The organism is Polaromonas sp. YR568 (genome assembly GCF_943369675.1).
Lineage (GTDB): Bacteria > Pseudomonadota > Gammaproteobacteria > Burkholderiales > Burkholderiaceae_C > Polaromonas.
Map to the genome: position 1 here is coordinate 1 of NZ_CALROB020000023.1, position 19746 is coordinate 19746.

Consider the following 19746-nt stretch of genomic DNA (forward strand, 5'->3'; position numbering starts at 1 on the left):
CAGCGAGGTGGTGACGGTGACGGCGCCCCCCACGTCCAGCTTCGCGCCCGTGGCCTGGCCCTTGCCGCCGGGCAGCAGCAAAAGGCACAGCGCGAAGACCGCAGCGCCTATGGGCAGGTTGACGAGGAAGATCCAGTGCCAGCTCAGCGAGTCCGTCAGCACGCCGCCCAGCAGCACGCCTATGCTGCCGCCGCCGGCGCAGACAAAACCGTAGACACCCATGGCCTTGGCGCGCTCGGCCGGCTCGGTGAAGAGGTTCATGATGAGCGACAGCGAAATCGCCGACACCACCGCGCCGCCCAGGCCCTGCACCGCGCGTGCCACGATGAGCAGCGCCTGCGAATTGGCGATGCCGCAGGCCAGCGAGGCGACAGTGAAGAGCGTGAGCCCCGCGAGGAAAAGCCGCCGGTGGCCGTACAAATCACCGAGCCGGCCGCCCAGCAGCAAAAAGCCGCCGAAGGTCAGCATGTAGGCGTTGACCACCCAGACCAGCGAGGTCTCGGTGAAATGCAGGTCGGTGCGTATGGAAGGCAGGGCCACGTTCACGATGGTGGTGTCGAGCACGATCATCAGCACCCCGAGACACAGCACCATCAGGGCCCACCAGCGCTTGCGGCTGTCCATGTGTTGTTTCATGGGCGGTTTCTCCTCTGTTTCATCGATGAATGTTGTCAAACAAATCAGGTCAGGTTCAGGTCGTTGCGGCGCGAAAACGATTCTTGGCGGCGCATGTTAACGCGATTGCGCCGCGCCGTGTCCTACAAATGCACCGGATTTTGGCGGATACAAAGTCCGGCAGGTGCTGGCTAATTTATGGGTCAGGAAACGGGAGCCTTTGCGGCATTTTTAAAACACCCGCCTTTGAAGCACGCCGCTTTTTGCCATTGGGATCAATTTCATGCTGATGACTCACTCGCCCCGCGACGGCAGGATTGCCAGGCTGTCGGGACTTTCCGCCCTGGCCCTTTTTCTGGGCGGCGCCGCACTGCCAGCACTGGCCGAGCCCTCGCCCGCGCTGGACCGCGCGAGTTTTTCCATAGGCGCCTTTCACGCCGACCCGACCTTCAACGCGTCTGTGAACACCAACTTCGGCCGGCTCGATTCAGGCGACGTGAACCGCAGCAGCGTGACCATGCCGCGCATCAAGGCCGACGTGCTGCTGTTCGACAGCCAGGGCCTGTCCTTCGACTACTACCAGTTCAAGCGCGGCTATTCGGATTCGCTGGCCAGCAATTTCAACGTGGGCAGCGGCACCGTGACGACCACGGGCACGGCCAACCTGGACGTGAAGGTGGACTTCGCCAAGCTGGCCTACAAGTGGTGGCTGGGCTCGGGCAACACGGTGCTGGGCCTGGGCCTGGGCGCGGCCTACTACCGCGTGGGGCTGGACCTCAGCGCGACGGCGTCCATCAACGGCAGCACCGGCAGCATCCGCCAGGGCGACAGCGACGACGCCGTGGCGCCGTTGCTGGAGGTGGGCCTCAGGCACGCGATTTCGCCGGACCTGCGCCTCTTTGCCGACGCCTCGGGCGTGAAAAAAACCGGCGGCCGGGCGCGCGGCGAGATCTACAACGCCGCCGTGGGCGTGGAGTGGTTCCCGGCAAAGAACGTCGGCGTGGTGCTGGACTACGGCCTGACCGACATCGACATCCACCGCGACGACAGCAACGCGCGCTTTCGCGTCAAGCTCAAGGGGCCGTCGGCTTTCCTGAAGGTGCGCTTCTAACAAGGAATCCAGGGAATCATTGGTTCAGGATGTGCAGGATATTGCCGCTGGGATCCTTGAACCAGGCGCCCTTGAAGTCGCCGGCGACGTGCGCGTCGCCCTGCAGCGTCATGCCGGGCATGTCGTAGTGCTCGAAGACCACACCCTTGGTCTTGAGCGCTTTCATGATGGTGTCGAACTCGTCGCCCACACTCCAGGTGCAGGAAGTCGCCTGGTTGGTGCCGGCGAACTGCGAGACGTAAACGAGGACGATGGCGGTACCGCTCTGGTAAGTGAGCACATCCTCTTCACCGCTTTCCTGCTGCGTGAGGCCCAGTGTGCCTCCGTAGAACTGCTTCGCGGCGGCGAGGTCCTTGACGGCGATGGTAGCCATGGCGTTTCGGTTGGCGAGCATGGGGGTCTCCTTTCATGCCCATGTTTCAGGCGGCGGCCGGGCTTGTCAATCGGACAAGTGCGGGAAGATGTTCTTTTGTGTTGTCACGCGAGAGCTGTCCACATTCGTGCGCGGCGCTCTCTTCTCTTTCTCCTTCCCCCGCTGGGGGAAGGCAGGGATGGGGGCTCCCCAGCCTCCACATCCAAAGCCGGTCATGCAGTCCAGCGCCACCGGCCCCCATCCCAACCTTCCCCCAGAGGGGGAAGGAGCAAGAATGGCATCAGCCCATAGCGCCGTTTTCCTCCAATTCAAGCCCTGGCACGGGCCTATCGCGCAAAGAAGTGTGTCCAGCGCGGGCCCCGATGTAAACCGGCGCAACACCCTGCAAAAACACTGGCATTGGAGGCGGGAGTAGCATCCAATGATTGCTATGACTTACTTACGCAGGAAGCCCATGAAACAGCCCACGACAACGACCACTTCCGCCAAAACACTTTCCAGCCTGAAACGCACCCGCATGCTGATGCTGGGCTCCTTGCTGGCCCTGGGCACGGTGGCGGCCTTGCTGGCCACGCAGGCGCAGGCCCAGACGGCGGAGCCGGCAGCGACGCCCACCGCCGCGCCGGCCCAGCCGGTAGCCGCCTACGACGCGAAAGACCTGGAACGCGCCTTCAAGTTCATGGACAAGACCGGCGACGGCAAGGTCAGCCGCGACGAGGCCTCGAACTTTCGCGGTGTCTCCAAACACTTTGACGAGGCCGACGTCAACAAGGACAACTTCCTCTCGCCGGAGGAATTCAACAACGCCATGAATCGCAGCCGGCAGCCCTGACAAGTCGCACCAGCTTCAGTCTGGTTCAATAAAAAAAGCCGTGCGGCTTGTGGCCGCACGGCTTTTGCGTTTCTGATTGCTGATGACGTTCAGTTCTTCAGCTTCACGTTCCAGAAGAAGGGCCAGAGCGCGGGCTGGTAGTTTTCCAGTTTGGTGGACTTGGCCGACAGGCTGTTGAACTTGCCGATGTCGATGTAAGGCACTTCGTCATACACGAGTTGCTGCACCTTGCCCCAGATTGGCCCCCGCTTCGCGGGCACCGGCGTGTGGTTGAACTCCAGCAGCGCGGCCTGCTTGCCTGGGGTGTTCCACCAGCCGGGCGCGCCGTCGCCGAGCTGCGGCGGCGACAGCATGGGTTCGGGCAGCAGGCCCGAATGCGTGACGTAGATGTCCCAGGCGGCGGAGTCGTTGCGGCGTTGCACCAGCGTGGCCCAGTCGACCACGGTGAGCTCGGCCTTGATGCCGGCGCGCTTGAGCTGCTCGGCCATGACCACGGCCATGTTGTAGTGGAAGTCGTACTGGCGGCTCGTCAGGATGCGCACCGTCTCGCCCTTGTAGCCGGCCGCTTCGGCCAGCGCCTTGGCCTTGGCCGGGTCGCGCTGGTTGTAGCTCTCGGCGCCGGCGGCCGAGTAGTAAGGCGAGCCTGTCGGGAAGTGGTTGGCTTCGGCCGTGAAGAAGCGTGTGTCGCCGAAGCCGGCGGCCATCATCTCGCCGGGGCCGATGGCGGTCTGGATGGCCTGGCGCATGCCCTTGTTGGCGTTGATGCCTTCACGCGTGTTGAACACCAGGTAAGGGAAACCGAAGGCCGGCGTGATCACCGCGGTGGCGCGGCCGCCGGCTTTTTCCAGGCGGGCCAGCGCGTCTATGGGCAGCAGGTCGGCGAAGTGGAACTGGCCGGACATGGCGCCTTCGACGCGCGTGTTGGGCGTGGGCACGGGGATGAAGCGCAGCTCTTCGATGAAGGCCTCGCGCTTGCCGCCGTAGCCGTTGGCCGGTTCCTTGCGCGAGGTGTAGCCGTCAAAGCGCGTGAGCACCACGTACTGGTCGGTGCGGCGTTCCTTGAACTTGTAGGGGCCGGTGCCGACGAAGTCGCGCAGCGGGATCTGCACGGCTTCCTTGGCCATGATGGCGGCCATGCCGCTGGGCAGAGCCAGCTGCGCGAGCAGCGGCGCGTACGCCGACTTCAGCGTGAGTTCGACGGTGATGTCGTTGAGCGCCTTGAGCTCGATGATTTCCTTGCCCACGGCCTTGCCGCGCGGCGCTTCCTTGATCCAGCGCTTGAGGCTGACGACCACGTCTTCCGCGTCGAGCGTGCGGCCCGAATGCAGTTTCACGCCCTTGCGCAGCGTGATGGTGACGACCTTGCCGTCGGCCGAGAAGCGCGGCATGCCTTCGGCCAGCATGGGCACCACGTTCCATTTGGCGTCGAAGGTGTAGAGCGGCTCATAGACGTGCTGCATGATGGTCCCGACCAGGTCGGTCGTGGCCTGCATCGGGTCCAGCGAAGGCGGCTCGCCGACCATGGCGAGGTTGGCCGCCGAGGGGCTGGTTTGCGCCAGCGCGGGGATGGCCCCCAGAGCGGCAATAAGACCCAGTACCAGCGCCGGAAGCAGCCGGCGCGTGTGGAAGCGGTTAGCCATGAGGCACTCCTATGTGAAAGTAATTTTCAGAATTTGTAGGATATTTCCCGATTTGTGAGATTATGTAAGTGATTACCCTGACATTCATGACTTTAGTTTGAAATTAAATTTCCGTTTGTCGGGTAATTGCATTACAAACCGGGAATACCTGGAGGCTGGGCCGCTGCATGGCGCGGCCGAATTACATGAGCGTGGGATGGATTTTTGAAACCAGCAGGGTGAGTCCCGATGCCTCGTCTTTTATCTGCGTGATCCGCAGATAAGCGAAGAATTTCAATCCGCAGATTACGCAGATTTACGCAGATGAAGACCAGCAGATGTGAACCCATGCAGCGACGCATGGAGGCAAGAAAGGAAACCTTGAATGCAAGGCTCTCTCTCTCTCTCTTCAAATCTGCGTAATCTGCGGATAAATTTCTCTCCGCGGATAAACGCCGCGCTCAGGAAAACGGCGGCACCGACTCCGGCGGAAGCGCCAGCCCGAGCACCCGCCTCAGGGTGTCGAGCAGTTCGTGGTTGGAGGTCTTGGCCTTGACCAGCACGGCCGCGGCGCGCGCGGCCTGGCTGCGGCTGACTTCCATCGCGGAAAAAATCACCACCGGCGGCGGCGACTGCAGGGCCTCGATGTCGTCCAGAAAATCCCAGCCCGATTCTTCCCCGAGGTTGAGGTCCAGCAGCACCAGGCTGAAAGGCTGGCTTGCCAGCCTGGCGCGCGCCTCCTGCAGCGTGGCCGCGAAGACGAAGGTCGCGAAGTCCTGCGCGATGGTGGCGGCGATGCGCTGGATGTCGGGGTCGTCCTCGACGTGCAGGATGACCGGCCGGTTTTCCACCGCGCCCTCGATGGCGCGGCGCACGCCCAGCACCAGCAGGTTTTCGTCGATGGGTTTTTCCAGCCAGTCCGACACGGTCAGCGACTGGTCGTTGAACTGGATTTTTCCTTCAGCCGCCCAGGCCGAGATGACGACGACGGGCACGTCGCGCGTGAGCAGCCGCTCGCGCAGCTGGCGTATCAGCGCAATGCCGTCCTGGCCGGGCAGCGTCAGGTCGACGGTGACGGCGGCGTAATACTGCTGCTCCATCTGGACCATGGCCTGTTCGGCGCTGAAGACCAGGTCGGCGTCGAAGCCGCCCTTGTCCAGCATCATGGCGATCAGGCGGGCGATGTCGCGGTCGTCTTCGCAGACCAGCACGCGCGGCCTGTCCCCGCTCATCTCGACCGGGCGCGTGGGCGGCGGCTCCACCCATTGCGGCAGCTCGAAGTAAAAGGTGGTGCCCGCGCCGGTGCGCGTTTCAAAGCCAATGCTGCCGCCCAGGCGCTCGATGATGGCGCGCGAGATGTTCAGCCCCAGCCCGGTGCCGCCTTTCTGGCGCGTGTCGGAAGAGTCGGCCTGGGAGAACTTCTGGAAGATGCGCTTGCGGAAATCTTCGGGAATGCCCGGCCCGCTGTCGCGCACCTCGACGCGCACGCCGGACTCGACGCGCTCCACGATGATGTCGACCACGCCACCGGCCGGCGAGAACTTCATCGCGTTGGACAGCAGGTTGGTCACGACCTGCGTGAGGCGGTCGTTGTCGGCCCTGACCAGCAGGTCTTCCTCGGGGCAGTGCAGGTTCAGGTGCACGTCTTTCGAGGTGCCGTAGCCCTCGTTGGCGGCCAGCGCCTGCTCCAGCAGGGGCTTGAGCTCCAGCACCTGCAGGTCCAGGGTCATCTTGCCGGATTCGATTTTTTCGATGTCCAGGATGTCGTTGATGAGGCGGATCAGGCGTTCGCAATTGCTCTTGGCGATGCCCACCAGGGTCTTGACGGCATCGGGCAGCTGGCCGGCGACGCCGCCGGAGATCAGGCCCAGCGAGCCGCGTATCGAGGTCAGCGGCGTGCGCAGCTCATGGCTGACCGTCGAGACGAATTCGCTCTTCATGCGGTCTATGCGCTTGAGCTCGGTGATGTCGTTGGCCAGCGAGTAGAAGCCGACCACCTTGCCCTCGTCGGCGCCGTCGCCATAGCGCGGGAAGTAATGGATCATGAAGTCGCGCGTGCCGCTGCGGGCGGTTTTCTGCGAGCGTTCATAGACCACCGGGTAGCCGCGCAGCACCTCTTCGACCCGGGGGCGCATGACCTCATAGATTTCGCCGCCCAGGATTTCGGCGAGGGGCCTGTCCTGCAGCTTCTCCGGCGCCAGGCCCAGGGCCTCCTGGTAGGCACGGTTGTAAAAGCGCAGGCGCTGGTCGACGTCGACAAAAGTGATCCAGGCCGGCACGGTGTCGGTGACTTCACGCAGCTGCGATTCGCTGGCGCGCAAGGCCTCGGTCACGCGGCGCATCTCGGTGGTGTCGCGGCCCGTGCCGCGGTAGCCGGTGAACTTGCCGGAGGCGTCGAAGATGGGCACGCCGGAGATGCTGAGGTAGCGGACGCGCCCGTGGGCGTCGCGCCGTATGCTTTCAAAGTCGCGGAACACCTCGTGCCGCTCCAGCAAGGCCCTGTGCTCGGCCCAGACGGCGTCGCTCATGCCCACGTGGTCCAGCTCCCAGGGCGTCTTGCCGTAGGCCGCGCTGGTGATGCTCGAGGCATTGGTGGTCTCGCCGGACACCTCGACGAAGCGGAAATTCTCGTCCTGCTCCCAGAACCAGTCGGACGACAGCGCGGTGAGCGCGCGAAAGCGCTCTTCGCTCTCGCGCAGCACCTGCTCGGTCTCCTTGCGCTCGGTGATGTCCTGGATCTGCGCGATGAAACGCAGCGGCTTGCGGTCGGCGTCGCGCACCAGGGAGCAGCTCATATAGCCCCACACGACGTGGCCGTCCTTGTGGATGTAGCGCTCCTCGACGTGGAAGGACTCGATCTCGCCGGCCAGCGCGCGCTGGCGCTGTTTCAGGTCCCATTCGATGTCGTCGGGATGGGTCAGGTCGTGGATGGTGCGCGCCAGCATCTCCGCTTCCGAATAACCCAGCATCTGGCAAAAAGCGTTGTTGACCTTGAGCCGGCGCGAGTCGATGCCGATCAGCGTCATGCCGATGGCGGCGTGCTCGAACGCGTTGCTGAACTGCGAGTCGTTGAGCATGAAGGCGTCGTTGTCGCTGCTGAAGGGCGTGTCCGACACGGCCTCCAGCGGCGCGAAGCTCGACACGTCTTCGGAAGGCAGGCCCTGGGTGCCGGCGCCCGTGCCGGACTGGTCGCCGCCGAGCGAGAAATAAAAGGTGCTGCCCTCGCTGACGGCGGACTGCGCCCAGATCCTGCCGCCGTGCCGGTCGATGATGCGCTTGGCCGTGGCCAGGCCTATGCCGCTGCCGGCGAATTCGTCGGGCGAATGCAGGCGCTCGAAGTTGCCGAACAGCTTGTCGACGTACGCCATGTCGAAGCCGGCGCCGTTGTCGCGCACGAAGAACACGGGCTGGGAATCCTTGCCGGGCTGCCGGCCCACCGTGATCTCGGTGCGCGGCTTCTTGGCGCTGAACTTCCAGGCGTTGGCGATCAGGTTCTCCAGGACCTGCCTGATCAGGGCCTGGTCGCCGCGCGCCGCCATGCCCGGCTCGACCGTGAAACCGGCGTCGCGCGTGGCGTCGGCGCCCTGGAGCCGGCGCACGGCGCGCAGCGCCTCGGCGCTGATGTCCACCGGCTCCCAGACCAGGCTGGTGCGCGACAGGCGCGCCAGGGACAGCAGCCCGTCGGTGAGTTCGCCCATGCGCCGCACGCTGCTGCGTATGCGTTCCAGGAAATGCAGCGCGCGCTCGCCGGCGCCGGGCGGCATGTTTTTTTCGAGCAGCGCGCAAAAGCCGTCTATGGTGCTCAGGGGCGTTCGCAAATCGTGCGCCACCGAGTACGAGAAGGCCTCGATCTCCTTGTTGGCCGCCTCCAGCTGCGCCGTCCTGCGCAGCACGCGGTTTTCCAGGTCGACGTTGAGCCGCACGATTTCCACCTCGGCCTGCTTGCGCTTGGTGATGTCGGCAACCGAGGTGACGAAGCCCGACGGCGTGGCGCTGCCGCCCTCGAACAGCGGCTGCACGTTGATGAGCCCCCAGAAGGTGCTGCCGTCGGGCCTGCGGTAGCGCTGCACCACGTTGCTTTGCGCCTGGCCGCTTTTCCTGGCGATCACGCTGGGCCACTCGACTTCGGGCATCAGCGTTCCGTCTTCGCGCAGCCGCTCCCAGTCCAGCGCGGCCGAAGGCAGGCCCTTCATCTGCGCCAGGCTCTTGCCGAACATGCGCTCGGCGCTGGCGTTGCAGTCGATGATCTTGCCGTCGGCATCGCGCAGCACCACGCCTTCGGCCAGGGCCTCGACCACGGTGCGAAAACGCGCCTCGCTGGTGCGCAGCGCGACTTCGGTCTGCTTGCGCTCGGTGATGTCGGTGCCCACGCCGCGGTAGCCGGTGAAGCGGCCGGCGGCGTCGAAGACGGGCTCGCCGCTGATGCTGAACACCAGCACGCGGCCGTCCTTGTGCTCGTACTCGTATTCGAAATCGCGGAAGGTCTCGTGCCGCTCGAGCTGGGCGCGGTGCGCCATCCAGATACCGCGGTTGCGGCGCGTGCCGTCGATCTCCCAGCGGGCCTTGCCGAGGTAGTTGCCGACGGCGACGTCGGCTTTCTCGGTCGCGCCGCCGGACAGCCGGGTGAAGCGGAATTGCTCGTCGATCTCCCAATACCAGTCGGAGGACAGCTGGGTCAGGCTCCTGAAGCGCTCCTGGCTGCTGCGCAGGCTGTCCTCGGCGGCCAGGCGCTCGGTGATGTCTTCGGTCGTGATGAGGATGTGGGTGACCCGGCCGCTGCTGTCCTTGAGCGGGAGCTTGCGCATGTGCACGCGTATCGTGCCGCGGTCCCGCGTCATGATGGCGCGGTCTGGGAAGTCCTGCATGACGCCGGTGTTGGCCACCTCCACGTCGGAGACGTTGATGCGGTCGGCGTGCTCCGTCGGCCAGAGGTCGTGCACGGTGCGGCCCATGGCGTCCTCGCGGCGTATGCCGTACAGGCTTTCGGCCGCCTTGTTCCAGGCCACCACGCGCAGGCCGTCGTGCACCGACTTCAGGTGCACCGCGAGCGGCATGTTGTCGACGACGTCGTCGAGGAAGCGCGCGGCCTTGCGCTCCTTTTCCTCGATGCGCCTGGCCACGGTGGTGTCGCGCGTCGTGCCGCGGTAGCCGGTGAAGGCATGGTGCTTGTCGAACACCGGCACGCCGCTGGCGGAAAAATAATGCGCCACGCCGTCGCCCAGCACCCGGATGTATTCGAAATCGCGGAAGGGCTGGCGTGCCTCCAGCACCGCGCGGTGGTGGTCCCAGGACATGCTCAGGGGATAGGCGCCGCTCAGTTCCCAGCGGCATTTGCCGATGGCGCCATTGAGGCCGGTGTCCGGCAGGCTGGCGGCGACGCTGCGTTCGGCGCTGAAATCGGTGAAGCGGTAATCGGCGTCCTGCTCCCAATACCAGTCCGCCGAAATCGACGCCAGGCTGCGCAGGCTTTGCACGTCGTCCTTGAGTTCGGCGACGGCGCTTCGCTGCTGGGCGAGCTCCCGTGCCAGGTCCTCATTGGCCGCGGCCAGCGCCAGCGCCTCGGCCTGCAGGCGCTCGTTGGCCTGGGCCAGGGTTTCATCCCTTTTCACCATAGCCCCCGCTCGGTGCACGGGCAGAAGGTCATGGCGGCGGGCAATTCCGGCAAACCATGCTGGCGGTGGGCTGCGGTCGGCGCGCCTGGCGATCGGGAATTCATGCGCTGCGGGTAACTTTCTTGGCAAAGGCGAGGCGCCTTGTCGTATTTTGCATGGCGCCCCGCCTTCGCAGTGTGTTGGGCGGCAAGAAAATGCACCATAGGACAAGACCCTGTTCTCTTTTAGGTGCAGCCAGTCACATCATGCCCGGCATTTGCATACTAAAGGACTATAGAAAATCAGGCCTGCGCCGCCGCATTTTCCCCTTGGTGGCCACCTGGCAGGCTCAGCCGGCCGCCGGCGGCCGCGGATATTCGAGCGCGAGCCCGGCCGCCTGCCAGGCGTCTATGCCGCCATGCAGGGGCCGCACGTTCCTGAAACCCGCCGCCATCAGGCGCCTGGCGACCTGCGCGGCCGAGGCATCATTGGGGCAGGCGCAGTACACCACCACGGCCACGTCGTGCGGCAGGTCCAGCGTGGCCATCTTGCGGTCGGGGTCCGACCACAGCAGCGCCCCCGGGATGATGCCGCCGTCGCCGCGGCCGAGCTCTGTGCGCACATCCAGGATCACCGAGGGCCCGCCGCCCTGCGTGAGCTGCACCAGTTCATGCGGCGTGATGCGCGCCATGCGCAGCTGGCGGTAAAAGCGCTGGCGCTGCCACCATTTGTGCGCAATGAAGAGCGCGAAAGCCGCCACAAGCACCATCAAGCCGATGCGGCCCAGCTGCTCGAAGACCGCCAGCACGTCGGCCACCGCGCCGTGAAACACCATGCCGATCGCCAGGCCCACGCCGGCATAAAGCGCAGCGCCTATCGCGTCAAAAAACAGGAAACGGCCGAAGGGCACGCCGGTGCGGCCGGCCAGCGCGGTGGCCAGCGAGGCAAAACCCGGGATGAACTTGGCCAGCACCAGCGACCGGACGCCCCAGCGCGTGAAGATGGACTCGGTCTGCCGCACGCAGGAATCGGGTGATAGCGAAATGCGGCACAGGGTCTTGAGCACGCGGCTGCCGTAGCGGTGGCCGGCCCAGTACCAGACGCTGTCGGCGATCAGGCAGGCCGCCACCGCCGTGGCGAGCAGGCCGCCGGCCGAATACTGGCCGTTGAAGCTCAGGGCGCCGGTGAGGATGAGCACCGGGTAGGCCGGAATCGGCAGGCCGAGCTGCTCCAGCACGATGTTGAGGAAAACGGCGGCCAGCCCGTAATGCTCCAGCCACACAATGATTTGGTCCATGGGGTTCCGTTTAGCTGTTCGTCAGGCGTTTGACCCGGCTTTCAAATGTAGACGGCTGAAGCCTTCAGGTAAACGGCCGGCGCTGTTTTACCCCTTCTCCCTCTGGGAGAAGGCGGGGATGAGGGCCGGCGGCGTTTGAAGCTTCACAGCGGTTTTTTTTCGTTGGCCGTTGGCCCCTCACCCCCGCCCTCTCCCAGAGGGAGAGGGAGTTAAATCGGGGAAGGGCCAAGCGTGGTGCGCGGCGCCTGCGCTACCATGAACTCCTTACTCCCATTCCCGCTATCCAGAGAGCGACCCCGATTGAAATACCTCGTAGCCGTCCGCGCCCTGTGCGAGTTCACGGCCAAGCATGGCGACCTGGACCTGCGCTTCACGCCCTCGCCTTCCGCCCAGGAAGGCATGGCCGGGCATGCGCTGGTTGCGTCGCGCCGTGGCGAGTCCTACCAGTCCGAGGTCGGCCTGGAGGGCGACTACAAGGCGCTGACGGTGCGCGGCCGCGCTGACGGCTATGACCCCGACGAGAACCAGCTGGAGGAAGTCAAGACCTACCGCGGCGACCTGCACGCCATGGCCCACAACCGCCGGCACCTGCACTGGGCGCAGCTGAAAATCTACGGCTGGCTGCTGTGCGCCGAACGGAACCTGCCCGACATCAACCTGACCCTCGTCTACTTCGACGTGGCCAGCACGCAGGAAACGCCGCTGACCGAACATTTCACGGCCGCCGCGCTCAAGGAATATTTCGAGGCGCAGTGCGAACGCTTCCTGGCCTGGGCCACGCAGGAGCTCGCGCACCGCCAGGCGCGCGATGCGGCGCTGACGGCACTCGAATTCCCGCACCCCGCTTTCCGGCCCGGCCAGCGCGAACTCGCCGCGGCCGTCTACAAAACCGCGCAGGCCGGCGCCTGCCTGATGGCGCAAGCGCCCACGGGCATAGGCAAGACGATCGGCACGGTGTTTCCGCTGCTCAAGGCCGTGCCCAAAAAGCAGCTCGACAAACTCTTCTTCCTCGCCGCAAAAACACCAGGCCGCCGGCTGGCGCTGGACGCGCTGGACCGCATCAAGGGCAGCACCCAGGCCCTGCCGCTGCGCGTGCTCGAACTGGTGGCGCGCGACAAGGCCTGCGAACACCCCGGCAAGGCCTGCCATGGCGACGCCTGCCCGCTGGCCAAGGGCTTTTACGACCGCCTGCCGCAGGCGCGCAGCGCCGCCGTGCGGCATGCCGCCGCGCAGGGCCCGCTGGACAAGGCCGCGCTGCGCGAACTTGCGCTGGCCCACCATGTGTGCCCCTACTACCTGAGCCAGGAACTGGTGACCTGGTCGGACGTGGTGGTGGGCGACTACAACTACTACTTCGACACCAGCGCCCTGCTGCACGGCCAGGCTGTGGGCAACCAGTGGCGCGTGGCCGTGCTGGTGGACGAGGCCCACAACCTGGTGGAGCGCGCGCGAAAAATGTATTCGGCCACGCTGAGCCAGGCGCAGCTGCAGCAGGTGCACGCCGGCGCGCCGCGAGCCGTGCGCGGCGTGCTGGAGCGGCTCAACCGCAGCCTGCAGGAGCTGCATCAATACCAGGACGAGCCCTACCAGGTCCACCCGGAGTTGCCCGCGCCTTTCCTGAAAACCCTGGGCCAGGCGCTGACGCAGATCACCGACTTCCTGCTGGCCAACCCAACACGCGTGGACGGCGAGTTGCAGGACTTTTATTTCGAGGCTCTGCATTTTTCGCGCATGGCCGAGGCCTTCGGCGAGCATTCGCTGTTTGACGTGACCCTGCAAGCCGACACGGGGCCGGGCACTTTCGGCCAGGCGCTGGGCCAGCCGCTCGCGCTGCTCAACATCCGCAACGTGGTGCCGGCGCCTTTCCTGGCGCCGCGCTTTGCGGCCGCGCAGTCGGCGGCGCTGTTTTCAGCCACGCTGAGCCCGCAGAACTACTATGCCGACACGCTGGGCTTGCCGGCCGGCACGGTGTGGACGGAAGTCGAATCGCCCTTCCTGGCCGAGCAGCTGCAGGTCTCGGTGGTCAGCGACGTCTCCACGCGTTTCCAGCACCGGGACGATTCGCTTTCGCCCATCGTCGACCTGATGGCGCGGCAGTATGAAGGCCAGCCCGGCAACTACCTGGCGTTTTTAAGCAGCTACGACTACCTGCAAAAGCTGGTGACGCTGTTCCGGCAGCGCTACCCGCACATTCCGGTGTGGGAGCAGACGCGCGGCATGGAAGAAGCTGCGCGCGACGCCTTCCTGGCGCGCTTCACGCCGGACTCCAAAGGCATAGGCTTTGCCGTGCTGGGCGGCTCGTTTGCCGAAGGCATAGACCTGCCCGGCGACCGGCTGATAGGCGCATTCATTGCCACGCTGGGGCTGCCGCAGATGAACCCGGTGAACGAGCAGATCAAGGAGCGCATGGGTGTGAACTTCGGTGTGGACCAAAGCTATGACTACACCTACCTCTATCCCGGCCTGCAGAAGGTGGTGCAGGCGGCCGGGCGGGTGATACGCACCACATCCGATCGCGGCGTGGTCTATTTGATCGATGACCGCTTCACCCGGCCTGAAATACAAAGCCTGCTGCCAGGCTGGTGGAAGGTGCAACGGCTGCGGGCCCGGCGCAAGGAGCCCGCCGCCGCGCTGTGAGCCGCCCATAAAAAAGCCCGCATCCGCGGGCTTTTGCTTGAACGGCCTGAAGGCCGTCAATGCGGGGCCTAAAACACGCCCAGCAACATGAGAATCAGAACGACACTGAGGGGGACGCCGAGTAGCCAGGCAATGATGGGCATTTGTTTCTCCTAGGTAGGTGGTGAGTTAAGACACAACTTCAATGTAGGTCTCGCGGCAGGCCCGGGATGCCAGCCTGAAGGCCTGCTGCAAGTAGGGGATGGCTGACGCGCGTGTAGTAACAAAGGCGGCCGCTTGCAGGCCTGCGCCGCACGGACGGCACCCATATCCCCTTGTTGATGTGTCGGCTGAATCTCATCTATTGAGATTCAGGTTTGACAGCACGCAAAGCCGCGGCGACAGTGGAGGCGCCGATTCACACCGAGAGCCGCCCCCATGGAACCGCAAGCCGCGCTGCAATGCCTTCACCTTTATTCGCCCGACCCGCTGCAGGCCGCGCGCTTTTACAGCGCCACTTACGGCATGGCGATGGCGCCCGCGGCGAGCGGCTTTGTGTGCCGCGGCCCGGGGCGTGAACTGCGCCTGTCCGAAGGCCCGGCCAACCAGCTGCGCTACGCCCACTACGCCCTGGCCGATGCCGGCGCGTGGCAGGCTTTTGCGGCGCGCGTTCAGGGCTTGCCGCAGCAGACGGTACCGGCCGATTTCACCGGCGAAGCCATCGCACTCAAAGACCCCGACGGCAACCTCGTGGTGTTCACACCGCCCGTCAACCTTGCAGCTACCGAAGCGACGCCGCTTCCGCCCGCCACGCTGCAGCATTTCGCGCTGCGCACGCCCAACCTGCCGGCAATGCTGGCGTTCTACACGGAGCAGCTGGGCTTTGTGCTGTCGGACGCGGTGAAAGACCCGGAAGGCACACTGCGCGCCTGCTTCCTGCGCACCGACGCGCTGCACCATGCGCTGGCCCTGTTCTTCGCGCCGGCCGCCTGCTTCGACCACCAGTCCTTTGAAGCGCCCGACTGGGCCAGCATGAAGGAATGGGGCGACCACATGGCGGCGCTCAAGGTGCCCATCGTCTGGGGCATAGGCCGCCACGGCCCGGGCAACGACGTGTTCTTTATGGTGCGCGACCCCGACGGCAACCTGGCCGAGATTTCCTCGGAGATCGAACACTGCGCGCCCGGCCGCCCCGCCGGCACCTGGCCGCACGAGGAGCGCACGCTCAACCTCTGGGGCAAGGCCATCCTGCGCAGCTAGAACAACACCATGGCGAGCACCAACCGCATGCTGCGCATCCTCGGGCTGTTCAAGCTGGAGCGGCCCGTCATCACGCCCGAGTGGCTGATGCAGGAACTGGGGGTCTCGCGCGCCAGCGTCTACCGCGACCTGGGCCAGCTGGCCGCCGCCGGCCTGCTGGAGCGCGTGGCCGACCGCGGCTACGTGCTGGGGCCCATGGTGGTGGAGCTGGACCGGCAGATACGCCTGGCCGACCCGCTGCTGGAGGCTGCCGACGAACTGCCCGCCAAGCTGGCCGAGCAGACCGGCGGCACGGTGCTGCTGTGCCGCTTCCACGGCAGCAAGGTGATGTGCATCCACCAGGTCAAGGGGAAAAACCCGGCGCTCTCCGTCAGCTACGAGCGTGGCCGCGCCATGCCGCTGTACCGCGGCGCGACGTCCAAGATCATCCTCGCCTACCTGCCGGCCGCGCAGCTCAAGCAGCTCTGGGCGGCCGAGCGCAAGACCCTGGTGGCCGCCGGCCTGCCCGACGACTATGCGCAACTGGGCAAGGTGCTGCGCGGCATACGCGAGGTCGGCCACTGCATCACCGAGGGCGAGGTCGATTCCGACGCCGTGGGTTTTGCCGTGGCGCTGCGCGACGGCGAGCACCTGCTGGGCAGCCTCAGCGTGGTGATGCCGGCGGCCGGGCTCACAGCCGCCGCGCGCAAGGCCACGCTGGCGCGGCTGCAAAGCGCGGCCGGCCGCATGGAGGGCCGGCTGCAGGACCAGCGCGACAAAGCCCGCGCCACCAAAAAAACGGAAGCCCCATGAACGCCCCACTCTCTCTGTCATCGATGCCGGCCCTGCCGGACCCACAGCATGTCCCCGTTGTGATCGTCGGCGCCGGGCCCACCGGCCTGATGCTGGCCAACCTGCTGGGCATGCAGGGCGTGCAGGCCCTGGTGGTTGAGCGCAACACCAATACCGTGGGCGAGCCGCGCGCCGTCACCATCGACGATGAAAGCCTGCGCACGGTGCAGGCCACCGGCCTGATCGCCGATGTGCTGCCGCATGTGGTGCAAGGCTATGGCGTGCATTACTACTCATGGCGCAACAAGGTCTTCGCGCGCATAGAACCCAACGCAATGGAACACGGCTTCCCAAAACGCAACGCCTTTCGCCAGCAACTGCTGGTGGGCCAGCTGCGCGACGGGATGCAGCGCTTTGCCGGCTCGGCGATCTGGTTCGGCCATGAGCTGGTGAAGTTTGCCGACGACGGGGAAAGCGTCCGGCTTGAACTGCGCCATGACGGTGAAACCAAACACATCCGTTGCGACTGGCTGGTGGCCTGCGACGGCGGCCGCAGCGGCGTGCGTGAGCAGCTGGGCATCCAGCTGACCGGCAGCAGCTATGACGAAAAATGGCTGATCGTCGACCTGCTGGAGCGCAACTCGGCCTTTCGCCACACACGCACTTACTGCGACCCGGTGCGCCCCGCGATACGCCTGCCTGGGCCGGACGGCACGCTGCGTTACGAATTCATGCTGCACGAAGGCGAAGACCCCGAGCAAATGCTGGAAGAAGCCCGCGTGCGCAGCTGGATCCATGCGCGCGAACCGGCCGATGCGCAGCTGCCCATCACGCGCAAGGTGGTCTACGCCTTCCATGCGCGCGTGGCCCAGCGCTGGAAAGCCGGCCGCGTGCTGCTGGCCGGCGACGCAGCCCACCTGACACCGCCCTTTGCGGGCCAGGGCATGAACAGCGGCGTGCGCGACGCCGCCAACCTGGCCTGGAAACTGGCCGCCGTGGTGCAGGGCCGGCTGCCCGCCTCGCTGCTGGACAGCTATGAAACCGAGCGCAAACCCCATGCCTGGTCGCTGATCCAGATGGCGGTGCGCATCGGCAAATTCATGCAGCCCAAATCGGTGCCGGCTGCCATGCTGACGCAAGGCGCACTCAAGCTGTTCAGTATTTTCCCGCCGGTGCGCGACTATGTGCTGCAACTCAAGTTCAAGCCCAAGCCGCGTTTTTTTGAAGGTTTTTTTGTGCCCGGCCATGCGCCCGCGGCGCTGGTGCCGGCCGGGCAGTTGCTGCCGCAGCCCCGGGTGGAACTGCCGGGCGGCGCGCAGGCTTCGCTCGACGACGTGCTGGGCAGCGGCTTCGCCTTGCTGTCGCTGGCCGATGCCGACGACGGCGATGCGGCCGCCGCGCTGGCCGAATTGGCGGCCACCGACCTGGCCTGCCGCCATATCCGCGTGGTGGCGCAAAGCGACGACTTCCTGAAGCCGGCCCAACCCGGCGAAACACTGCGCGACTGCGGCGGCACGCTGGAGGCCATCATCCGCAGCGCCGGCGCGCAGGCCGTTCTGCTGCGGCCCGACCGCTATGTGCTGGCCTACCTGCGCCGCGGCGATGCCGCCGGCGCCGAACTCCTCAAGCGCCTGGGCATGCCGCCCGGTGCACAGACCCCCTCCGTTCAACTCACCACAGGAAACACACCGTGAAAATCACCAGTTATCTTTACCAGGGACAACCCGGCTGGGGCGTGGCCACCGAGGCCGGCGTCCTGCCCCTGCAGTCGGCGCAGTACCCGACGCTGCTCAGCGCGCTGCAGGCCGGCAAGCTCGACGAGATCGCCGCCAGGCCTGTTTCGGCAAGCGCCTTGCCGCTGGACGCCATCACCTTCCTGCCCGTGATCCCGATGCCGGGCAAGATTTTCTGCGTGGGCCACAACTACGAGGCGCACCGCATCGAGACCCAGCGCGACCCCACCCAGCACCCGCTGCTCTTCATGCGCGTGGCCGAGTCGCAGACGGCCCACCGCCAGCCCATCCTGATGCCGGCTGAATCGACGCAGCTCGATTACGAAGGCGAGATCGCCGTCGTCATCGGCAAGGCTGGCCGGCGCATCCGCGAAGCCGACGCCTGGAATTACGTGGCCGGCTACAGCGCCTACAACGACGGCTCGGTGCGCGACTGGCAAAAACACACGCTGCAGTTCACCGCCGGCAAGAACTTCAGCGGCACCGGCAGCTTCGGCCCCTGGATGGTGACGCGCGGCGAGATCGCCGACGGGGAGGAGCTCACACTCGAAACCCGGCTCAACGGCCAGGTCATGCAGCACACCACCACCGCCTCGATGATCTTCAGCATCCCGGTGCTGATCGAATACATCTCCAGCTTCACCTCGCTGCAACCCGGCGACGTGATCGTGACCGGCACGCCGGGCGGCGTCGGCGTCAAGCGCACGCCGCCGGTGTGGATGAAGCCGGGTGACGAAGTGGAAATCGAGGTCAGCAAGGTCGGCGTGCTTTTCAACACCATCGCGGCCGACGCCACGCGTTTCTGAGATGGCGGCCGCCCTTGAATCAAGCCTGCTGGCGGCCGAAGAGGCCAGGCGGCTGGCCATGCTGGCCGCGGACACGGCCGCGCTGGATACGCTGCTGTCGGATGCGCTGGCCTACACCCATTCGACCGGCGTGACGGACAGCAAGGCCAGCTACCTGCGGCTGCTGGCGAATGGCGCATTGCGTTATGAGGCGCTGGAGTTTGCGGCGCCGCAAGCGCGGCTGCTGGGCGCGGGAACAACGGGTCTGGTCAGTGCGGTGATGCGGGCCACGATTCTCAAGGGCGAGGTTCGCCGCGACATCGCCAGCAGCTACCTCGCGGTGTGGGAACACACGGCGTCAGGCTGGGTGCTGCAAGCCGTGCAGGCCACCGCCTTGCCCGCCAAAGCCGCATGAGCGCCATGAGTGCTATCAAACCCGACCCGGCCCTGGCCCGGCAACTGGTGCTGGCCAACCACATCCTGTACGCGCGCGGCGTGGTGGACGGCTTCGGCCACGTCAGCGTGCGCCAGCCCGGCAATGACGATGTTTTTCTACTGTCCCGCAGCCGCGCGCCGGCGCTGGTCGAAGAAGCCGACATAGGCTGCTACGGCCTGGACGGCGAGCCGCTGGGCGCCATCACCGGCAAGCCTTACCTGGAGCGCTTCATCCACAGCGAGATCTACCGCGCCCGGCCCGGGGTGATGGCGGTGGTGCACAGCCATTCGCCGCGCGTGATTCCCTTCGGCATCACCGGCCAGCGCTTGCGGCCGGTGTTCCACATGTCGGGCTTCCTCGGCAGCGGCTCGGCGCATTTCGAGATTCGCGACACGGCGGGCGACAGCGATTTGCTGATACGCAGCCCTGCCCTCGGCAAGGCGCTCGCCGCATCGCTGGGCGGCTGCGCCTGCGTGCTGATGCGCGGCCACGGCAGCACGGTGGTGGGCGGCTCGCTCGAGCATGCCGTTTACCGCGCCGTCTACACCGAAGTCAACGCCGGCCTGCAGGCTGCCGCCATGGCGCTGGGCACTGTCACTTACCTGACCGACACTGAAGCCGCCCTGGCCGCCGCCGCCAATGACGCGCAGATCCCGCGCGCCTGGGCGCTGTGGCAGCACGAACTTTGATTGAATCCTGTTTTTTGA

14 protein-coding genes are annotated in these 19746 nt (G+C 65.8%); 9 read left to right on the forward strand and 5 right to left on the reverse strand.

The window, feature by feature from the left end; translation table 11 throughout:
- Positions 1-636, reverse strand: a 636-nt coding sequence (locus ACLV8F_RS13820) for an MFS transporter (protein ID WP_411884778.1), incomplete at its 3' end; no start/stop codon positions are given.
- Positions 637-898: 262 nt separating this feature from the next.
- Between ACLV8F_RS13820 and ACLV8F_RS13825 the strand changes: the two genes are divergently transcribed.
- On the forward strand, positions 899-1726 hold the full coding sequence (locus tag ACLV8F_RS13825; RefSeq protein WP_411884779.1) for a hypothetical protein: 828 nt from the start codon (positions 899-901) through the stop codon (positions 1724-1726).
- A 16-nt stretch (positions 1727-1742) separates the two neighbouring features.
- Here the strand turns inward: ACLV8F_RS13825 and ACLV8F_RS13830 are convergent, their stop codons facing one another.
- Complete coding sequence (locus ACLV8F_RS13830) at positions 1743-2120, reverse strand: VOC family protein (RefSeq protein ID WP_411884780.1); 378 nt, start codon at positions 2118-2120, stop codon at positions 1743-1745.
- Positions 2121-2553: 433 nt separating this feature from the next.
- Here ACLV8F_RS13830 and ACLV8F_RS13835 point away from each other — a divergent pair, with 433 nt between their 5' ends.
- A complete protein-coding gene (locus ACLV8F_RS13835; RefSeq protein WP_411884781.1) occupies positions 2554-2931 on the forward strand; it encodes a hypothetical protein in 378 nt (125 codons plus the stop codon).
- Between the two features lie 89 nt (positions 2932-3020).
- Here ACLV8F_RS13835 and ACLV8F_RS13840 read toward each other — a convergent pair whose 3' ends face one another.
- From ACLV8F_RS13840 to ACLV8F_RS13850, 3 genes are all read right to left on the reverse strand, one after another.
- Positions 3021-4571 carry an ABC transporter substrate-binding protein gene (locus tag ACLV8F_RS13840; RefSeq protein WP_411884782.1) on the reverse strand — a complete coding sequence of 517 codons (1551 nt, stop codon included), beginning with the start codon at positions 4569-4571 and terminating at the stop codon, positions 3021-3023.
- A 440-nt stretch (positions 4572-5011) separates the two neighbouring features.
- A complete protein-coding gene (locus ACLV8F_RS13845) occupies positions 5012-10162 on the reverse strand; it encodes a PAS domain S-box protein (protein WP_411884783.1) in 5151 nt (1716 codons plus the stop codon).
- 328 nt (positions 10163-10490) lie between these two features.
- A complete protein-coding gene (locus ACLV8F_RS13850; RefSeq protein WP_411884784.1) occupies positions 10491-11438 on the reverse strand; it encodes a DedA family protein/thiosulfate sulfurtransferase GlpE in 948 nt (315 codons plus the stop codon).
- Positions 11439-11738: 300 nt separating this feature from the next.
- Here ACLV8F_RS13850 and ACLV8F_RS13855 point away from each other — a divergent pair, with 300 nt between their 5' ends.
- The 7 genes from ACLV8F_RS13855 (at position 11739) to ACLV8F_RS13885 (ending at position 19728) form a co-directional block, all read left to right on the forward strand.
- Complete coding sequence (locus ACLV8F_RS13855; RefSeq protein WP_411884785.1) at positions 11739-14075, forward strand: ATP-dependent DNA helicase; 2337 nt, start codon at positions 11739-11741, stop codon at positions 14073-14075.
- 417 nt (positions 14076-14492) lie between these two features.
- Positions 14493-15314, forward strand: a complete 822-nt coding sequence (locus ACLV8F_RS13860) for a VOC family protein (RefSeq protein ID WP_411884786.1) — start codon at positions 14493-14495, stop codon at positions 15312-15314.
- 9 nt (positions 15315-15323) lie between these two features.
- Entirely contained in the window at positions 15324-16106 is a 783-nt protein-coding gene (locus tag ACLV8F_RS13865; RefSeq protein ID WP_411884787.1) for an IclR family transcriptional regulator, read from the forward strand.
- Positions 16107-16129: 23 nt separating this feature from the next.
- Positions 16130-17779 carry a bifunctional 3-(3-hydroxy-phenyl)propionate/3-hydroxycinnamic acid hydroxylase gene (locus tag ACLV8F_RS13870; protein ID WP_411884860.1) on the forward strand — a complete coding sequence of 550 codons (1650 nt, stop codon included), beginning with the start codon at positions 16130-16132 and terminating at the stop codon, positions 17777-17779.
- Entirely contained in the window at positions 17776-18624 is an 849-nt protein-coding gene (locus tag ACLV8F_RS13875; protein ID WP_411884788.1) for a fumarylacetoacetate hydrolase family protein, read from the forward strand. Before ACLV8F_RS13870 ends, ACLV8F_RS13875 begins: the two co-directional genes overlap by 4 nt.
- A gap of 1 nt (position 18625) precedes the next feature.
- A complete protein-coding gene (locus tag ACLV8F_RS13880; protein WP_411884789.1) occupies positions 18626-19018 on the forward strand; it encodes a nuclear transport factor 2 family protein in 393 nt (130 codons plus the stop codon).
- Positions 19019-19023: 5 nt separating this feature from the next.
- A complete protein-coding gene (locus ACLV8F_RS13885; protein WP_411884790.1) occupies positions 19024-19728 on the forward strand; it encodes a class II aldolase/adducin family protein in 705 nt (234 codons plus the stop codon).
- Positions 19729-19746 lie beyond the last annotated feature (18 nt).

Coding starts and splice junctions, on each gene's coding strand:
- ACLV8F_RS13825 (WP_411884779.1), top strand. CDS start 899: ATGCTGATGACTCACTCGCCCCGCGACGGCAGGATTGCCAGGCTGTCG.
- ACLV8F_RS13845 (WP_411884783.1), bottom strand. CDS start 10,162: ATGGTGAAAAGGGATGAAACCCTGGCCCAGGCCAACGAGCGCCTGCAG.
- ACLV8F_RS13885 (WP_411884790.1), top strand. CDS start 19,024: ATGAGTGCTATCAAACCCGACCCGGCCCTGGCCCGGCAACTGGTGCTG.
- ACLV8F_RS13850 (WP_411884784.1), bottom strand. CDS start 11,438: ATGGACCAAATCATTGTGTGGCTGGAGCATTACGGGCTGGCCGCCGTT.
- ACLV8F_RS13835 (WP_411884781.1), top strand. CDS start 2,554: ATGAAACAGCCCACGACAACGACCACTTCCGCCAAAACACTTTCCAGC.
- ACLV8F_RS13880 (WP_411884789.1), top strand. CDS start 18,626: ATGGCGGCCGCCCTTGAATCAAGCCTGCTGGCGGCCGAAGAGGCCAGG.
- ACLV8F_RS13870 (WP_411884860.1), top strand. CDS start 16,130: ATGCCGGCCCTGCCGGACCCACAGCATGTCCCCGTTGTGATCGTCGGC.
- ACLV8F_RS13830 (WP_411884780.1), bottom strand. CDS start 2,120: ATGCTCGCCAACCGAAACGCCATGGCTACCATCGCCGTCAAGGACCTC.
- ACLV8F_RS13840 (WP_411884782.1), bottom strand. CDS start 4,571: ATGGCTAACCGCTTCCACACGCGCCGGCTGCTTCCGGCGCTGGTACTG.
- ACLV8F_RS13865 (WP_411884787.1), top strand. CDS start 15,324: ATGGCGAGCACCAACCGCATGCTGCGCATCCTCGGGCTGTTCAAGCTG.
- ACLV8F_RS13860 (WP_411884786.1), top strand. CDS start 14,493: ATGGAACCGCAAGCCGCGCTGCAATGCCTTCACCTTTATTCGCCCGAC.